Annotated in this window: 12 protein-coding genes; 6 read left to right on the top strand and 6 right to left on the bottom strand. The window is 73.5% G+C overall.

Annotated elements, in window-relative coordinates; genetic code table 11:
* Positions 1-14 precede the first annotated feature (14 nt).
* On the top strand, positions 15-1,367 hold the full coding sequence (locus ACH4K1_RS11760; RefSeq protein WP_398088710.1) for an AMP-binding protein: 1,353 nt from the start codon (positions 15-17) through the stop codon (positions 1,365-1,367).
* A gap of 137 nt (positions 1,368-1,504) precedes the next feature.
* Here ACH4K1_RS11760 and ACH4K1_RS11755 read toward each other — a convergent pair whose 3' ends face one another.
* Positions 1,505-2,779, bottom strand: a complete 1,275-nt coding sequence (locus ACH4K1_RS11755) for a M6 family metalloprotease domain-containing protein (protein ID WP_398088708.1) — start codon at positions 2,777-2,779, stop codon at positions 1,505-1,507.
* Between the two features lie 259 nt (positions 2,780-3,038).
* On the opposite strand from ACH4K1_RS11755, the gene ACH4K1_RS11750 reads away from it, so the two are divergent.
* Together ACH4K1_RS11750 and ACH4K1_RS11745 are read left to right on the top strand one after the other, a co-directional pair.
* Complete coding sequence (locus ACH4K1_RS11750) at positions 3,039-3,749, top strand: TetR/AcrR family transcriptional regulator (RefSeq protein ID WP_398088707.1); 711 nt, start codon at positions 3,039-3,041, stop codon at positions 3,747-3,749.
* Positions 3,750-3,934: 185 nt separating this feature from the next.
* Positions 3,935-5,473 (top strand): MFS transporter, encoded by a 1,539-nt coding sequence (locus tag ACH4K1_RS11745; RefSeq protein ID WP_398088705.1) that lies wholly within the window; start codon positions 3,935-3,937, stop codon positions 5,471-5,473.
* A 47-nt stretch (positions 5,474-5,520) separates the two neighbouring features.
* On the opposite strand, the gene ACH4K1_RS11740 is transcribed toward ACH4K1_RS11745, so the two are convergent.
* Positions 5,521-6,033 carry a MarR family winged helix-turn-helix transcriptional regulator gene (locus tag ACH4K1_RS11740; RefSeq protein WP_398088704.1) on the bottom strand — a complete coding sequence of 171 codons (513 nt, stop codon included), beginning with the start codon at positions 6,031-6,033 and terminating at the stop codon, positions 5,521-5,523.
* 264 nt (positions 6,034-6,297) lie between these two features.
* Here ACH4K1_RS11740 and ACH4K1_RS11735 point away from each other — a divergent pair, with 264 nt between their 5' ends.
* The gene (locus ACH4K1_RS11735) at positions 6,298-7,080 is read left to right on the top strand and encodes a dioxygenase (RefSeq protein WP_398088702.1); all 783 of its coding nucleotides are present in this window, start codon (positions 6,298-6,300) and stop codon (positions 7,078-7,080) included.
* A 64-nt stretch (positions 7,081-7,144) separates the two neighbouring features.
* Here the strand turns inward: ACH4K1_RS11735 and ACH4K1_RS11730 are convergent, their stop codons facing one another.
* Complete coding sequence (locus ACH4K1_RS11730; protein WP_398088700.1) at positions 7,145-8,173, bottom strand: questin oxidase family protein; 1,029 nt, start codon at positions 8,171-8,173, stop codon at positions 7,145-7,147.
* 499 nt (positions 8,174-8,672) lie between these two features.
* Here ACH4K1_RS11730 and ACH4K1_RS11725 point away from each other — a divergent pair, with 499 nt between their 5' ends.
* Positions 8,673-9,674, top strand: a complete 1,002-nt coding sequence (locus tag ACH4K1_RS11725; protein WP_398088699.1) for an RNA polymerase sigma factor RpoD/SigA — start codon at positions 8,673-8,675, stop codon at positions 9,672-9,674.
* A gap of 220 nt (positions 9,675-9,894) precedes the next feature.
* Here the strand turns inward: ACH4K1_RS11725 and ACH4K1_RS11720 are convergent, their stop codons facing one another.
* On the bottom strand, positions 9,895-10,950 hold the full coding sequence (locus ACH4K1_RS11720) for a helix-turn-helix transcriptional regulator (protein ID WP_398088698.1): 1,056 nt from the start codon (positions 10,948-10,950) through the stop codon (positions 9,895-9,897).
* A gap of 62 nt (positions 10,951-11,012) precedes the next feature.
* On the opposite strand from ACH4K1_RS11720, the gene ACH4K1_RS11715 reads away from it, so the two are divergent.
* Entirely contained in the window at positions 11,013-12,605 is a 1,593-nt protein-coding gene (locus ACH4K1_RS11715; protein ID WP_398088696.1) for an MFS transporter, read from the top strand.
* 204 nt (positions 12,606-12,809) lie between these two features.
* On the opposite strand, the gene ACH4K1_RS11710 is transcribed toward ACH4K1_RS11715, so the two are convergent.
* On the bottom strand, positions 12,810-13,565 hold the full coding sequence (locus tag ACH4K1_RS11710) for a DUF6227 family protein (protein WP_398088694.1): 756 nt from the start codon (positions 13,563-13,565) through the stop codon (positions 12,810-12,812).
* 262 nt (positions 13,566-13,827) lie between these two features.
* Positions 13,828-15,129 carry a P1 family peptidase gene (locus tag ACH4K1_RS11705; RefSeq protein WP_398088866.1) on the bottom strand — a complete coding sequence of 434 codons (1,302 nt, stop codon included), beginning with the start codon at positions 15,127-15,129 and terminating at the stop codon, positions 13,828-13,830.
* Positions 15,130-15,266 lie beyond the last annotated feature (137 nt).

Below are 15,266 nucleotides of genomic sequence, written 5' to 3'. Positions count from 1 at the left end.
AGAAGAGGCCGTCCGTGCCGCATGTCCCCCTGTCTCCGTCCCCGTCCGACCGCACCCGGCGGGCCGAGCGCGTCGAGGCGTCCCTCACCGCCCCGGGCGCGCCGTTCGCCGTCGTCCCCGGTGAGCGGGGCGTTCCGGAGTACGCCCACGGACCCCGTACGCTCCGGGAGTTCGTGGAGGCCACCTGGGCCCACGGGGACGCCCCGTTCCTGACCGCGGGGGAGCGGACGTCCTCCTACGGGGAGTTCTTCGCTGCCGCCTCCGCCCTCGCCGTACGCCTGCGGGAGCGCTACGGGCTGCGCTCGGGGGAGCGGGCCGTGATCGCGATGGGGAACCGTCCCGAGTGGCAGGTCGCCTTCTGGGCCGCCCAGTTGGCGGGGCTCGTCGCCGTCCCCCTCGACGCCCGGTGGGCCGAGAGCGAGTTCGCCCCCGTCCTCGACGACTGCGAACCCGCCGTGCTCCTCGTGGACGGGGAGCGGCTGGGGCGGGTCGCGGAGTGGGCCCGGCGGGCCGGGGCGCGCGTCGTCCTCTTCCACGGCTCCGAGGGTGCGGGGGACGGGGCCCCGGGGCTGCGGATCGAGCGGTACGAGGAGTTCCCCGCCCCTGACCCGCTGGCCGCGCCGCCCGACGTGGAGCCCCGGCCCGAGGACGACGCCACGATCCTTTACACCTCGCGCGTCCCGGGCCGCCCCAAGGGCGCGGTCGCCACCCACCTCGCCCAGGCCGCCTCCGCCCTCAACCCCCGCTACCACGCGGCGGCTTCCGCCCTGGCGCGCGGTGTCATCCCGGGGCAGGGCCCCGCCCCGGAGACCCGGATGGCGTTGCCGTTCTCCCACCCCGCCGCGTTCACCGGGTTCTACGGTGCGATGGCGGTCGGCGCCGCACTCGTCCTGACCGATGAACCGGCCGGTGAACCCACCGGGGCGTCGGCCGGTGAACCCACCGGGACGCTGACCGATGAACCCGCCGGGGCGCCGGCCGCCAGGCTGACGGACGGGCCGGGCGGGGGTGAGCTGCCGGGCGGGGCGCGGGGCGCCGGCCCGTTCCTCCCCGGCGGGTACGGCCTCGCCGAGACCGGCGGCACGGTCCTCGCCCCCTTCGGCGACGGCCCGGGCGCCGACTCCGGTGGTGGGGGCCGCCCCACTCCGGTGACCGAGGTGCGGATCGCCGGTCCGTCCGGGGAGGAGCTGCCCGAGGGGGAGGCGGGGGAGTTGTGGCTGCGCGGCCAGTCGCTGTTCCGCGGCTACTGGCGCGACGCGGCGGCGACCGAGGCCGTCTTCGGTGACGGCGGCTGGTTCCGTACGGGGGACCGCGCCGTGCTCCGCGAGGGGTGGGTCTCGGTCGTCGGCCGGGCCGCGGGCGCCTGAGCCGCAGTCCGGGCCGTGCGCCCGTGAGCCGTCACCCGGCCCTCGGACGCGTGAGCCGTCACCCGGGCCGCGGGTGCGTCACTCCTCCGCCGGTCTCCGGCCGGGCCCCGCCCCGCCCCGTGGGCGCGGCCCCCCGCTCACGGGCGCGTGACCCGTATCCGGTAGGTGCCGTCGTCCTCGTCCAGCACGGCTATCCGTACGCCGTTGGCCCGGTCGGTGAAGGTCTGGCCGGGGCGGAACGGGGCGTCGGACAGTTCCGCGTGCACGTTGGGGCGGCGGGTGCACCCGCCGCTGTCCTCCGTGGCGTCGGCGACGGAGACCGGGCCCTGGCCGGTGTCCACGTCCGAGCTGACCTTGTAGATCAGCACCCCGGGCCGGCAGACCGCCTCGTCGTTGCCCGCCGCCGTACGGACCTCCACGGCGTAGCCGGACTCCGCGCTGAGCGGGACGAACGCGAGCTTGGGGCCGCCCTCGGCGGCCAGCGGGCCGAGCGTGTGGTCGCTGACGCCGGGCCGGGACGCGCAGCTGATCTGGTCGTTGTCGAGCCAGCCGAGCTTCCACTTGTGCCAGGCCAGGAAGTCGTTGTTGGCCCCCCAGTCCTCCGACATGATGTCCCAGTGCCCCACCGAGCCGCCGCCCTCCATCGTGTAGAGGTCGGGCAGCCCGAAGACATGGCCGTTCTCGTGCGGCAGGACGCGGTAGCCGGTCTCGGCGTACGACCCCGAGCCGTCGTCCTGGCGGCTGTAGACGAAGGACGTGTTGGAGAGCGGCACGCCGTCCGCCTCCGGGGCCTCGTCGTTGCCGGAGAAGGTCACCGAGAGCACGGTGTCCAGCGCGGAGGGGCCGGCGTTCGGGGTGACGAGGACGTTGACCAGGTCGTACGCCGAGAAGTCGACCCGGGGGTCGGCCGCCGCGACGATGTCCTCCACCAGCCGGCGGTAGCCCGGCTCGAACGGGGAGCCGCGCTCTATCCCGTACTCCGCGAACGGCGCCGGCATCCGCAGCCACTCCTCGACGGGGGCCTCGGGCCGGTAGTCGAGCCGCCCGTAGGAGCTGGTCCTGAACCACTCGGAGGTCTGCGGGAAGAACTCCGCGTACCGGTCCGCAGCGGGTTCCGTGCCCTCCGCGTCCGGGAAGTCGATCATCAGGTTGAGCGCCTTGATCTCGCCGGTCGACCGGGCGTAACCGGGCGGCGTCGGCAGGCCCTCGGACATCTGGACGCCCATGGCGGCGGAGATCCGGCACGGCGCGAGTGCGGCGTCCTGGGAGGTGGCCGCCGGTCCCGCCGAGGCGCGGCCGCCGGCCGGGAGGGTGGTGCTGGCCGAGGCCATGGCCGCTATGACCAGCGCGGTCGCTCCGACCAGGGCGATCGGGCGGCGGTGTCTGCGTATCCGGTGGCGGGGCTGCTGCATAGAGGCGCCTTCGGGGTCCGCGGCAGCCGGCCGTCCCCTGACTGCGCTCTGGCGATCAGCCTGTGCCGGGCGGTCCGCGGGCGCTCGCTGGGTGCGCCGATCGGAGGGTTTTCCTCCCCAGAGGGTGTGGTCCAGGTCACAGGGAGAGGTGGAAATAAGTGGGGAGCTTTTCCCCGTTTACCCAGGTGCCCCGCTGAGCGGGGAGGCGGTCCCCGGCAGGGGGACGGCCGGTCCGGCAGAGGGCGGGAGGAGAAGCACCGTGGTGAAGACCGAGAGCGCCGTCGAGCCCGGCACCGGGAACGGGGGCGGCACCCGGGGCGCGGGCGAGGAGTCCGCACCGGCGGCGCCCTGCCGCTCCGCCCGCCCGCGCGCCGACGCGCTGCGCAACCGTGAGCGCGTCATCGCGGCGGCGCGCGAGCTGTTCGTCGAGTTCGGGCCGGACGTGGCGCTGGACGACGTCGCCCGCCGGGCGGGGGTCGGCAACGCCACGCTCTACCGCAACTTCCCCGACCGCGCCGCCCTCACCCACGAGGTCGTCCTCGCGGTCACCTCCCGCACCACCCTCCGGGCCGAAGAGGCCGCCGCCGCGGAGTCCGACCCGTTCGCCGCGCTCAGCCGCTTCGTCCACGCGGCCGCCGACGAACGGATCGGGGCCCTGTGCCCGATGATCTCCGGCGTCTTCGACCGGGACCACCCCGACCTGCTCGCCGAGCGCCGACGCCTCGAAGAGGCCGTCGAAGGGCTCGTGGCGCGCGCCATGTCCGCGGGGCGGCTGCGCACCGACATCGCCGTCGGTGACGTACTCGTCGCCCTCTCCCAACTCACCCGGCCGCTGCCCGGCATCGCCTGCCAGGGCATCGACCGGTTCACCCACCGCCATCTGCAGCTGTTCCTGGACGGGCTGGAGACCCCGGCCCGCTCGGAACTGCCCGGCACGGCGGCGACCCTGGAGGAGCTGCGGCGCTCCTGAACCCCGTGCCGACCCGCACCTTCCCGGCCCCGCCGCCCCTCACCGCCTGACCCGAACACCGGCCCGTACGCCCCTGTCGCGCACGGGCGGCCCACGTCACCGTCGCGCGTACGCCGCAGTGCGTACCGCCGACGCTCACCTTGCGGCGCCCCGGCGCCCCCGCACCTCCTTAGGCGGCTCCACCCATGCCGAAAACAGCCGGTACACCGCGTATCGCCGACACCGATCTTCCCGATCCGAGCCGCTGGAAAGCCCTGGCCTTCATCGCGCTCGCCCAGCTGATGGTCGTCCTCGACGCCACCATCGTGAACATCGCGCTGCCCTCGGCCCAGACCGACCTCGACATATCCGACGGCAACAAGCAGTGGGTCATCACCGCCTACGCCCTCGCCTTCGGCGGTCTCCTCCTCTTCGGCGGCCGGATCGCCGACCTCTGGGGGCGCAAGCGCACCTTCGTGGTCGGTCTGATCGGCTTCGCGCTGGCCTCCGCGCTCGGCGGGGCGGCCCAGAACGAGGCGATGATGTTCGGCTCCCGGGCCCTCCAGGGGGTCTTCGGCGCCCTGCTCGCCCCTGCGGCCCTCTCGCTGCTCGCCGTGATGTTCACCGACGCCAAGGAGCGCGCCAAGGCGTTCGGCATCTACGGGGCCATCGCCGGCGGCGGTGGCGCTGTCGGGCTGATCCTCGGCGGTTTCCTCACCGAGTACCTGAACTGGCGCTGGACGTTCTTCGTCAACATCCCGTTCGCCGTCGTCGCCGCCGCGGGCGCGTACTTCGTCATCCGCGAGCCCTCCGGCGCCCGTAACCGCGCACCGCTGGACATCCCCGGCGTCGTGCTCTCCACGCTCGGCCTGGTCACCCTGGTCTACGGCTTCACCCGCGCCGAGTCGGCCGGCTGGTCGGACGGGCTGACGATCGCCATGTTCGTCGCCTCGGCCGTGCTGCTGCTGGCCTTCGTCATGACCGAGGCGCGCGTGAAGTCGCCGCTGCTGCCGCTGCGCGTCCTCACCGAGCGCAACCGCGGCGGGGTCTACCTCTCGCTGGGGCTCGCCATCATCGCGATGTTCGGGCTGTTCCTCTTCCTGACCTACTACCTCCAGGTCGTGAAGGGCTACTCCCCCGTCAAGACCGGCTTCGCGTTCCTCCCGATGATCGCGGGCATGATCACCGGCTCCACCCAGATCGGCACCCGGCTGATGACCCGGGTTCCGCCGCGCCTGCTGATGGGCCCCGGCTTCCTGGTCGCCGCGGTCGGCATGCTGCTGCTGACCCAGCTGGACCTGGACACCAGCTACACGGCCGTCATCCTGCCCGGCATGCTGCTGCTCGGCCTCGGCATGGGCACGGCGTTCATGCCGGCGATGTCCCTGGCCACGCACGGCATCGAGCCGCGCGACGCGGGGGTGGCCTCCGCGATGGTCAACACTTCGCAGCAGGTCGGCGGCGCGATCGGCACCGCTCTGCTGAACACCATCGCCGCGAGCGCCACCACCGCGTATGTCGCCGACCACGCGGCCCGTGCCGCGGACCCGAAGCTCCTGGAGCTCCAGGCCATGGTCAGCGGCTTCGCCGCGGCGATCTGGTGGGCGGTCGGCATCCTCGTCGCCGCCGCGGCCATCGCGTTCGCCCTCATCAACACCGGCCGCCCCGGGGTGGGGACGGGCGGGGGAGCGACGTCCGACGCGGGCGCCGAGGAGGAGTTCAAGATCCCGGTCGTCGCCCACTGACGACGGCGGGTCCTTCCCGCCCCGCCCGGCCCCTGCCCTGGCCCCGCTCAGCGGAGCCAGGGCAGGTCCGCGTCCGCGCCCTCCGGCTCCAGGCCGGTGGCGAGGACCCTCATGATCTCCCCGAGGCTGCTCACCTGCTCGGGCGTGAGCCGGTCGAACATCGCCTGCCGGACGGCCTCGACATGGCCCGGCGCCGACCGGCGGAGCATCGCGTAGCCGTCGTCGGTGAGCACCGCGTTCTGGCCGCGCTTGTCGGAGGGGCAGTCCTCGCGGCGCACCCAGCCGTTCTTCTCCAGCCGGGCGATGGCGTGGGAGAGCCGGGACCGGGTGATCTTCGCGTTCCGGGCCAGCTCCGTCATCCGCATCCGGCGGCGCGGGGCCTGCGAGAGCTGGACGAGCAGTCCGTAGTACGTGTGCGGCATCCCGGCATCACGCTGCAACTGGCGGTCGAGATGGTCCTCCAGCAGCGTGGTGGCATGCAGGTAGGCGCGCCAGGTGTGCTGCTCCTCGTCGGTGAGCCAGCGCGGCGCGCCGGGGGGTGCCGTGGTCATGGACTCCACTGTACGACCTTTTCTTGAAAGTTTAACTAGATAAGGCTAAGGTCTCCTGAGGTTGGAACTTGAAGTTTCAATAAACCTGCCCCAGGAGGACCCCGCAGAGGGACCGAAGGAACTCCCCCGAGGATTCCGCAGGACCCCTGAACAACGATCCCCCGGATGACCTCGGGGAACTCCTGCTCTGACGAACTCGTGACCGGATCCGGATCTCCCGGCGCCCCCGCGGCGCCGGGGGGCCGTGCTCCGCGTCCCGTGGATGGGAGTGCCATGACCACCGCCGCGGAGCGCATGCCCGCCCTCTACCTCTCGCACGGCGCCCCGCCGCTGGCCGACGACCCCCTGTGGCCCGGCCAGCTCGCCGCCTGGTCCGCGGAGCTGCCGCGCCCGCGCGCGATCCTGGTGGTCTCCGCCCACTGGGAGGAGGCCCCGCTCGCCCTGGGCGCCACCGGGACCGTGCCGCTCGTGTACGACTTCTGGGGCTTCCCCGAGCGCTACTACCGGGTGCGGTACGGGGCCCCCGGAGCCCCGCAGCTCGCCGACAGCGTGCGCAAACTGCTGCGCGGGGCCGGCACCCCGGTCCAGGACATCCCCGACCGCGGGCTCGACCACGGGGCGTACGTCCCGCTGGTCGAGATGTTCCCGGACGCCGGTGTCCCCGTCCTCCAGATCTCCCTGCCGACCCTCGACCCGCGGAAGCTGATGGACGTCGGGCGCAAGCTCGCCCCGCTGCGCGACGAGGGCGTGCTCATCGTCGGCAGCGGCTTCTTCACCCACAACCTGGCGGCCCTGCGCCACCGGGGCGGCGGGGTCCCCGGCTGGTCGGCGGAGTTCGACGACTGGGGCGACCGCGCGCTGCGGGCCCAGGACATCGACGCGCTGCTCGACTTCGAGCACAGGTCCCCGGCCGGGGCGCTGGCCCACCCGCGCACCGAGCACTTCGCGCCCCTGTTCGTGACGCTGGGCGCGGCCGAGGACGAGCTGGACCGGGGGAAGAGCGTCATCGACGGCTTCTGGATGGGGCTGGCGAAGCGCTCGGTGCAGTTCGGCTGAGAGCGCCGGGGACGCGAGCCGGTGCGGAGTGGCGGTGACGGTGGCGGTGGTGGCGACGGAGTGATCAATACCCCTGGAAGGCCGGTGGATTCAGCTCGATCGCGCGCCGGGCGGCGGCGAACGCGAGCGCGTCGCCCACGTCCAGCGCGGTGTCGGTGAACTTGATGGTGTGGTCGTCCCCGTGGGCCGCCGCACGCGCGAACAGTTCCTCCGCGTCCGCCGGCCCGGCCGGCGACGGGACCGGGACGGCCGCCCGGGGCGTGTAGGCGGCGGTGACCGCAGCGGCGGCCGCCCAGGCGGCCCGCAGGCTCGGTTCCCACAGCCGAGCGGGGAGGGCGGGCAGGGTGCGCAGGACGGCGTTGGGGGCGGTTGCCGCGTGGACCAGCATGATCGGATCGCCGTGCCCGTGGGTCGCGTACCGGTGGGTCGACGCCCGTACCAGCTCCTGGAGCGCGGACCGGGCGGCCTCCGCGCCGAGGGGCTCCTGCCCCGGCCAGTCCGGGAAGCCGGTGAGCTGGACGAACCGGTCCCGGATGCCGCCGCTCCGCTCGGGCACCGGAGGGACCCGGTCCAGGGCCGCCATGGCGCTCGAAGCGGGGGCGAGCGGCGTCAGGACGGGCAGCGGCTGGTGCCGGGCGGCCCAGTAGCCGAGGGCGTGGGCCAGTTCCCGGACGCGCGGCGCGTTCGCCCGGCCGGCCAGCAGGGTCCGTACGGCATGGCCTGCCCGGATCACCGGATGCGTGGCCCCCGCCGCGATCCCCGGCAGCAGCCGGGGCCACCACTCGACCAGCACGTCCCGCCACGGTCGCCCGGCCGTCTCACGCTCGAAGTACGCCGTCCAGTCGGCGACGCGGCGGGGGTCGCCCAGCGCCTCGCGCCAGTTCCGCGCGGTCACCGGGGTGCCGGCCCCCGGCATCTCCTCCAGCTTGGGACCGTAACGGTCCAGCCAGCGGTGCACGGCCGACGCCTGGCCGTGCCGTACGAGCGCCTCCACGGCCATCGGCGCGTGATTGCTGAGCCAGCCGTCGCGCTCCGGCCCCGAGAGGTGGATACGCTCCAGCGCTTCGTCCAGGGTGCCCGTGGTGTCGTCCATGCCGTCAGGCTAGGCAGGCGCGGGGAGCGGGGGATCGGGCCGCGGTCCCGGCGTCGCTCGGTCCGGGGTCCCGGCGGTCCTCGGTCCGGGGCCCTGGTCCGGATGTCCTGGGTCGGAGGCCGTGGGCCGGATGTCCTGGGCCGGTTGTTCTGGTCCGAGACCGCGATCGTCGTCCTGAGCAACCCGCCCGCCGCCCCCGTCGTCCTTCGGGGTGGGTGAGCCGAAGCGGGCACGCGAGTGAGCGCGGTCTCATGGACGCGCCGATCGCGGGTATCCGGCCGAGGAGCCGGGAAGGGCCGCATCGCCTGCGATACCGGCTCTGACCTGCGTTTCCGGGGGAATCCGGGAGCGGCATCCAGCGGCCGGCGGCGGACAGGGTACTGCATGATCACGAAAATGAATGAGTGGCATGGGAATTCTGTCCGGATTCCAGTCGTTGTTTCCATCGGATGCAGGGCACCCGGAAGGGTGTCGCGACCTACTCAGCAAGGGAGCACGCATGGCAACCCGTGCCGTCGCCCGTCGTACGTCCACCGCCTCCGGTGGGACCGACCGGGCCAGCAGTGTTCGCGCCGTGGGCGGGGAAATCGCCGATCGCGACCTGGTCGGCATGTACCTGGACGAGATCGCCCGCACACCGCTGCTCGACGCCGCCAAGGAAGTCGACCTCTCCCAGACCATCGAGGCGGGCGTCTACGCCCAGCAGATCCTCGACGGCGAGGTGGAGAGCGCCGGCGGCGGTGCGAAGCGCGAGGAGCTGGAGGCGCTGGTCGCCGAGGGCGAGCGCGCCAAGGACATATTCATCCGTTCCAACCTCCGACTCGTCGTCGCCGTGGCCCGCCGCTACCCGCGCGCGGGGCTCCCTCTCCTCGACCTCATCCAGGAGGGGAACGCGGGCCTGGTGCGCGCGGTCGAGAAGTTCGACTACGCCAAGGGCTTCAAGTTCTCCACGTATGCGACCTGGTGGATCCGGCAGGCCATCACCCGGTCCATCGCCGACCAGTCCCGCACGATCCGGCTCCCCGTCCACCTGGTGGAGGAGCTCGGCCGGATCCGCAGGGTCCAGCGCGAGTTCAACCGGGAGCACGGGCGCGATCCGGAGCACGCGGAGATCGCCGCCGAGCTCGACTCCAACGCCGAGCGCGTGGGCAACGTGCTCGACTGGGCCCGCGATCCGGTCAGCCTCAACATGCCCGTGGACGACGACGGCGACACCCAGTTCGGCGACCTGCTGGAGGACACCTCCGCCGTCTCGCCCGAGCAGTCCGTGCTGACCCTGCTCCGCAGCGAGGAGCTGGAGGACCTGATCGGCAAGCTCGACAACCGGACCGCCTCCATCATCAAGATGCGGTACGGCATCGAGGACGGACGCGAGCGGACCCTGACCGAAGTGGGGAAGCAGCACGGCCTCACGAGGGAGCGGATCCGCCAGATCGAGAAGCACGCGCTGCTCGAATTGAAGCGAATGGCTCACGACACGGGCTTTGACGCTGTGGCATGAGCCAATAACCCCGTAATCTCCCCATCAAGCCGGTTCGCACCGGCCGGCCGACCGGGTCGTCCCGGTCGACCGACCGGTTTTCCGGTCCCTGAGCTGAGCCCCGGCGCCCACCCCCCCCGGCGCCGGGGCTCATCCCTGTTCCGGGCCTGTACCCGGGCCTGAGCCCGCTCCGGCGGGCCGGGGCCCGGGCCCCCGGGCTCCCCGGGCGGGGCGGCGCGGCTCAGGCGGGTCGTTCTCCGGGCCGGGCGGCGCGAGCCAGCCGGGAACCCAGGTCCGCGAGGTACTCGACCAGTCGCGGCGGCCCGTACGCGGAGAACTCGCAGTCCACCAGCGCCAGCCGCAGCGCCACCCACTCCAGCGAATCGGTGCACGAGGACCGCAGGCGGCAGCCGCCCTCCCCGTCCGGCTCCGGCGCGCCGAGGTGCGCGGGCAGCCGGGCCGCCACGAACTCCGCCGGTGCGCCGAACCACACGTCGAGCCGCAGCTCCGGCTGCATCCGCCGCATCGACCGGGTCAGGAACGCCGCCGCGTCCCCGTCCCCGCCGCTGTCTCCTCGTACGCCGGCTCCACCGCTTCCCCGCGTCCCGCCGCTCTCGTTCCCCACCGGGCCGTCGACCGGCAGCGGTCTCGGGGCGAACCGGGCCCCCGTCGCGTACGGCTCGCCGACCCGGTCCACCCGGAACGTACGCCAGTCCTCCCGGTCGAGGTCGTACGCCACCAGGTACCAGCGCTGGCCGGCGCTCACCAGGCGGTAGGGCTCGACCTGGCGCTTCGTCCGGGCGCCGTCGCCGCTGCGGTACGCGAACCTCAGCCGCTCCCGCCCGGTGACCGCCGAAGCCAGCGTCGTCAGGGTTCCCGGGTCGATGGTGGCGCCGTCCCCCCTGGTCAGCGCCACCGTGGCGTTCTGGAGGGCGGAGACCCGGTGCCGTAGCCGCGAGGGGAGCACCTGCTCCAGCTTCGCCAACGCCCGTACGGACGCCTCGTCGACGCCCTCGATCGCGTGCCCCGCCCCGGCGCGCAGCCCCACCGCGATGGCCACCGCCTCCTCGTCGTCCAGCACGAGGGGCGGCATGGCGGTACCCGCGACCAGGCGGTAGCCGCCCACCGCGCCGCGCGAGGCTTCGACCGGATAACCCAGCTCGCGCAGCCGGTCGATGTCGCGGCGGATCGTGCGGGGGCTGACGTCGAGCCGGTCGGCCAGTTCACCGCCCGGCCACTCGCGCGGGGTCTGGAGGAGCGACAGCAGTTTCAGCAGGCGTGCCGGGGTGTCGGTCATGGCATCCAGGGTGCCGAACCATCAGGTCACGTTCTGACCTATTGGCTCTTTAGGTTCCTCCCATGCCTTCTTCCGCACCTTCGCCGCTCGCGGCGCCCCAGCTCGATCCGCCCTCCCCGGCCGCGTCGCTCGCCCCGGCTGTACCGGCAGCCCCGGCAGCCCCTGTCGTGCCTGCCGCCCCGGCCACATCGGCCGACCGGCGGCGCTGGTTCGCGCTCGCCATCGTGATGACCGCGGCCTTCATGGACCTGGTCGACGTCACGATCGTCAACATCGCGATCCCCACCATCCGGCAGGAGACCAAGGCGTCGGTCTCCGCGATCCAGTGGATCACCGCCGGTTACGCCCTCGCGTTCGCGGCCGGACTGATCACGGGCGGCCGGCTCGGCGACATCTACGGGCGCAAGCGCCTCTTCCTCATCGGCATCGGCGGGTTCACGCTGGCCTCGGCGCTCTGCGGCTTCGCGACCGGCCCCGAGATGCTGGTCGTGGCGCGCATCCTCCAGGGGGCGACGGCCGCGCTGATGGTGCCCCAGGTCCTGGCGATCGTGCACGCCACCTTCCCCGCGCACGAACGCGGCAAGGTCTTCGGCCTCTTCGGCGCGATCGTCGGGCTCGGCGCGGTCTCCGGCCCCCTGCTCGGCGCGCTGCTCACCCAGTGGGACCTCTTCGGGCTCGGCTGGCGGCCGATCTTCCTGATCAACCTGCCCGTCGGCATCGCGGGGCTGATCCTCGGGGCGAAGTTCATCGGCGAGTCGAAGGCCCCCAAGGCGGCCCGACTCGACCTGCCGGGCGTCGCCCTGATCACCCTGGCCATGCTGATGCTCATCTACCCGCTCACCCGGGGACACGAGCTGGGCTGGCCGCTGTGGGGCCATCTGTCCATGGTGGGAAGCCTGTTCGTCTTCGGTGTGCTGGTCCGCTACCAGCGTCACAAGGCGCTGACCGACGGCTCGCCGTTGATCGAGCTGTCCCTGTTCCGGGTCAAGAGCTTCGCCGCCGGTATCGCCGTGCAGCTGGCCTTCGGCGTCGGCCTCGGCATCTTCTTCCTGGTCTGGACCCTCTACATGCAGACCGGACTCGGCTGGAGCGTGCTGCGCGCCGGTACGACGGGCGTCCCGTTCTCGGTGGCCGTCTCGGTGGCCGCCGGGCTCTCCGTGCAGAAGCTGGTACCCCGCTTCGGCCGCAAGGTCCTCCAGGCCGGCGCGCTCCTCATGATCGCCGGTCTGCTGGTCCACCTGTGGGAGAGCGAGCGGTACGGCATGGGCATCACCTCCCTGCAGATGGCCGTTCCCCTGGTGGTCATGGGCGTGGGGATGGGGCTGATCGTGGCTCCGCTGGCCGACGCGGTCCTCTCCGAGGTGCCCAAGGAGCACGCCGGTTCGGCGTCCGGCCTCTTCAACACGGTGCAGCAGATGGGGACGGCGCTCGGCCTCGGCCTGGTCTCCGTCGTCTTCTTCGGAGCGATCGGCGACCGGTTGGCGCCCGCCGAGGTCGGTCCCGCGTTCGTGGAAGCGTTCCAGCAGACGCTGTGGTGGGTGGCCGGAGTGCTCGCGGTGATCTTCCTGGTGATGTTCGCCCTCCCCGCCCGGCCACGCGCCCACACCGAGGGCGACGGTCCTGCGGAGGACGTGCCGGGACACCACGCCGCATGACCCCGGCGTGCGACGGAGCCACCCGGCACCGCGGTTCTCTCCCCGCCGTTCCGGCGCGGCGGGCCCGGTAGGCGGTCCGCTCTCTCCGGCGCGGTGGCCGGTCCTCGGCGGCGATCTGCCGAGGACCGGCCGTCCGCTTCGACGCCCCGGAGCGGACGGAACACCCGTGCCGAGGCCCAGAGTCCGCCGCCCGCGCCCCGGGGGTCAGCAGATGCGTGCGCGGCTTTCCATCGCCGCGCGGGCGGTCTGCTCGTCCTCGTAGACCTCGCACATGTGGCGGCCGTCGGGCGTCGCCGTGTGCTCGACCTCCCACAGACTCGTCTCGCTGCCGTCGAGGAGCAGGAACGCGTGCTCGTAGAGCGTGAACCCGGCGGGCCGGCCGTCGACATCGCACTGGCGGCCGAAGATCTGGGTGATGTGGTGGGCGAAGGCGGCCCGGAGCAGCCGTGCCGTCGGTTCGCCCGGGCGGTCGGCGTTCTCCGCACGGCGCAGCACCCGGCGGGCGTGGTCCGCCGAATTGTCCGGGGAGTACGTGCGGGGGAGCACGGACGGGGGCGCGGACATCAGGACCGTCAGCATCTCCAGCTCCCCCTGCGTCTCCTGTACGCCCTCGTCGGTGAAGAGGGGGGAGTCGGAGAAGCTGCCGGCCAGCCGGGACGCGGCGATACGGGCGTCGCCCTCCTCGTCGTACACCTCGTGCCGCGGCGGGGTCCGTACGTCGCGGTCCTCGCTGTACACCAGCTCCCACAGCGTCAGGGCGGAGCCGTCGGCCAGTAGATACGTGTGCCGGTAGGTCTCGCGGTGCAGCACGGCGCTGTGGTGCGACGAGTGCAGCGAGCTGCTGTGGGCGAGCGCGGTGCCGAGGCGGTCGACCGTGCTGTCGGGCAGGTCGAAGGAGTTGAGGGCGCGTCGCAGGAGTCGGTCGAGGTGATGCTCGGTTGTCTCGTACGGATCGCTCAAGGTGGTGTCTCCAGGCCGTCGCCGCGTGTGACATGGTGCGTGCTCAACGTAGTCCCTGGGTCCGACATCGTGACCGGGGTTGATAAAAACGTAGGGCGCACGCAGAAAGTTCCCCGCGTGTTCCCGGCGCATTTCGGGCGGTGGGGGGCGAACTCCCGTGCAGGGAAGGTGAATCGGCTGTCCCCGCGCGCCCCTCGCCCACCTCGCGCGCCCCTGCCCGGACCGCGTTTCCCGGCCCCCGGTTTCCGGTGCTCGGCCCGGCCTACCCGTAAAGCTCCGTGTACGAGAGGATGCTGCCGCCCGGCCCCCGCGTGCTCCGGGCCGTGCGCACCGCTTTCACGATGGCCCGCGCGAGGACGTCGGCGCCCGCCGCCAGGATCTCGTTGACCGCGCCGGGGTCCCCCGCCGGTACCGGCCTCTGCCCGGTGGCCAGGGTGAAAACGGTGTCCCCGTCGGTCAGCAGATGGACCGGGCGCACCGCGCGCGCCAGGCCGTCGTGTGCGGTGCCCGCCAGCTTCTGGGCCTGCGCCCGGGTCAGGTCGGCGTCCGTGGCGACGACCGCGATCGTCGTGTTGAACGGCGGTGCCCCGCCCCCGGCCGCCTCCGCCTCCTCCCGTAGGCGCGCGAGACGCCGCACCGCCGCCGCGTGGACCTCTGCCGGAGGATGCGCCGGAGGCTCCCCGGCCCCGTACTCCCCGAACAGCACGCCGGTCCGCGGGTCCACCACCGCACCCGCCGCGTTCACCGCGACGAGGGCGGCCACCGTGACCCCGGAGGCGAGGCGGACGCTCGCCGTGCCGATGCCGCCCTTGATCTGCCCGGCCACCGCTCCGGTGCCCGCCCCCACACCGCCCTCGGCCACCGGCTCCCCGAACCCCGTGGCGGCCGCCGCCTCCACCGCGGCGCGACCGGTCGAGGCGTCCGGGCGGGCCCGCCAGTCGCCTCCCCGGCCGAGGTCGAAGAGGGCGGCGGCCGGGACGACCGGCACCACCTGGGTGGGCCCGGACCCGACCCGGACGCCCCGGCCCTGCTCCTCCAGCCAGGCCATCACGCCGGACGCGGAGTCGAGCCCGTACGCGCTGCCGCCCGTCAGTACGACGGCGTCGACGCGCTGCACCAGATTGCGCGGGTCCAGCGCATCCGTCTCCCGCGTGCCCGGCCCACCGCCCCGTACGTCCACGGCGGCCACGGCCCCGCCCTCGGGGGCCAGGACGACGGTCGTGCCGCTCAACGCCCCCGCCCCGGCGACCTCGGCGTGCCCGACCCGGATGCCGGTCACGTCGGTCAACGCGTCCACCGGCCCCGCGCCCACCCCCTCGGGCGCCCCGCCCGCGATGCGCTCAGCCCCGGCGCCACCGCCGGTCCCGGTCGCGGCGGTGCCGGGACCTCCGGGCGCGGCTCCGGGGCCTCCGGCCGGGGCCGCGTCCTTCGGTTCCACGGGGCTTCCGGGGGCCACAGGGCCCAGGGAGTCGGCGGGGCCCAAGGGGTTCATGGAATTCACGGGGTTCACAGGGCCCAGGGGGTTCGCGGGATCCATCGGGTCCAGGGGGTTCACGGGGTCCATCGGGTCCACGGATGTCATCGTGCGGCTCCTCAGCTCAGGGGCGAGGCCCGCTGGGGCGCGAGCCGATGCCGTGCGAACGTATCGGTCCGAAGGACCACTGACCTCCACCGCCCGGTTCTGCGGCGGCTCCCCCCGCG

This window comes from Streptomyces sp. NPDC017448, assembly GCF_044330565.1.
Taxonomy (GTDB): domain Bacteria; phylum Actinomycetota; class Actinomycetes; order Streptomycetales; family Streptomycetaceae; genus Streptomyces.
This window is presented reverse-complemented; position numbering and strand designations above follow the sequence as displayed.

Bases quoted from the DNA above. Each gene is read 5' to 3' on its own strand.
- ACH4K1_RS11755 (WP_398088708.1), bottom strand. From the start codon at position 2,779: ATGCAGCAGCCCCGCCACCGGATACGCAGACACCGCCGCCCGATCGCC.
- ACH4K1_RS11745 (WP_398088705.1), top strand. From the start codon at position 3,935: ATGCCGAAAACAGCCGGTACACCGCGTATCGCCGACACCGATCTTCCC.
- ACH4K1_RS11735 (WP_398088702.1), top strand. From the start codon at position 6,298: ATGACCACCGCCGCGGAGCGCATGCCCGCCCTCTACCTCTCGCACGGC.
- ACH4K1_RS11730 (WP_398088700.1), bottom strand. From the start codon at position 8,173: ATGGACGACACCACGGGCACCCTGGACGAAGCGCTGGAGCGTATCCAC.
- ACH4K1_RS11725 (WP_398088699.1), top strand. From the start codon at position 8,673: ATGGCAACCCGTGCCGTCGCCCGTCGTACGTCCACCGCCTCCGGTGGG.
- ACH4K1_RS11720 (WP_398088698.1), bottom strand. From the start codon at position 10,950: ATGACCGACACCCCGGCACGCCTGCTGAAACTGCTGTCGCTCCTCCAG.
- ACH4K1_RS11715 (WP_398088696.1), top strand. From the start codon at position 11,013: ATGCCTTCTTCCGCACCTTCGCCGCTCGCGGCGCCCCAGCTCGATCCG.
- ACH4K1_RS11705 (WP_398088866.1), bottom strand. From the start codon at position 15,129: ATGGACCCCGTGAACCCCCTGGACCCGATGGATCCCGCGAACCCCCTG.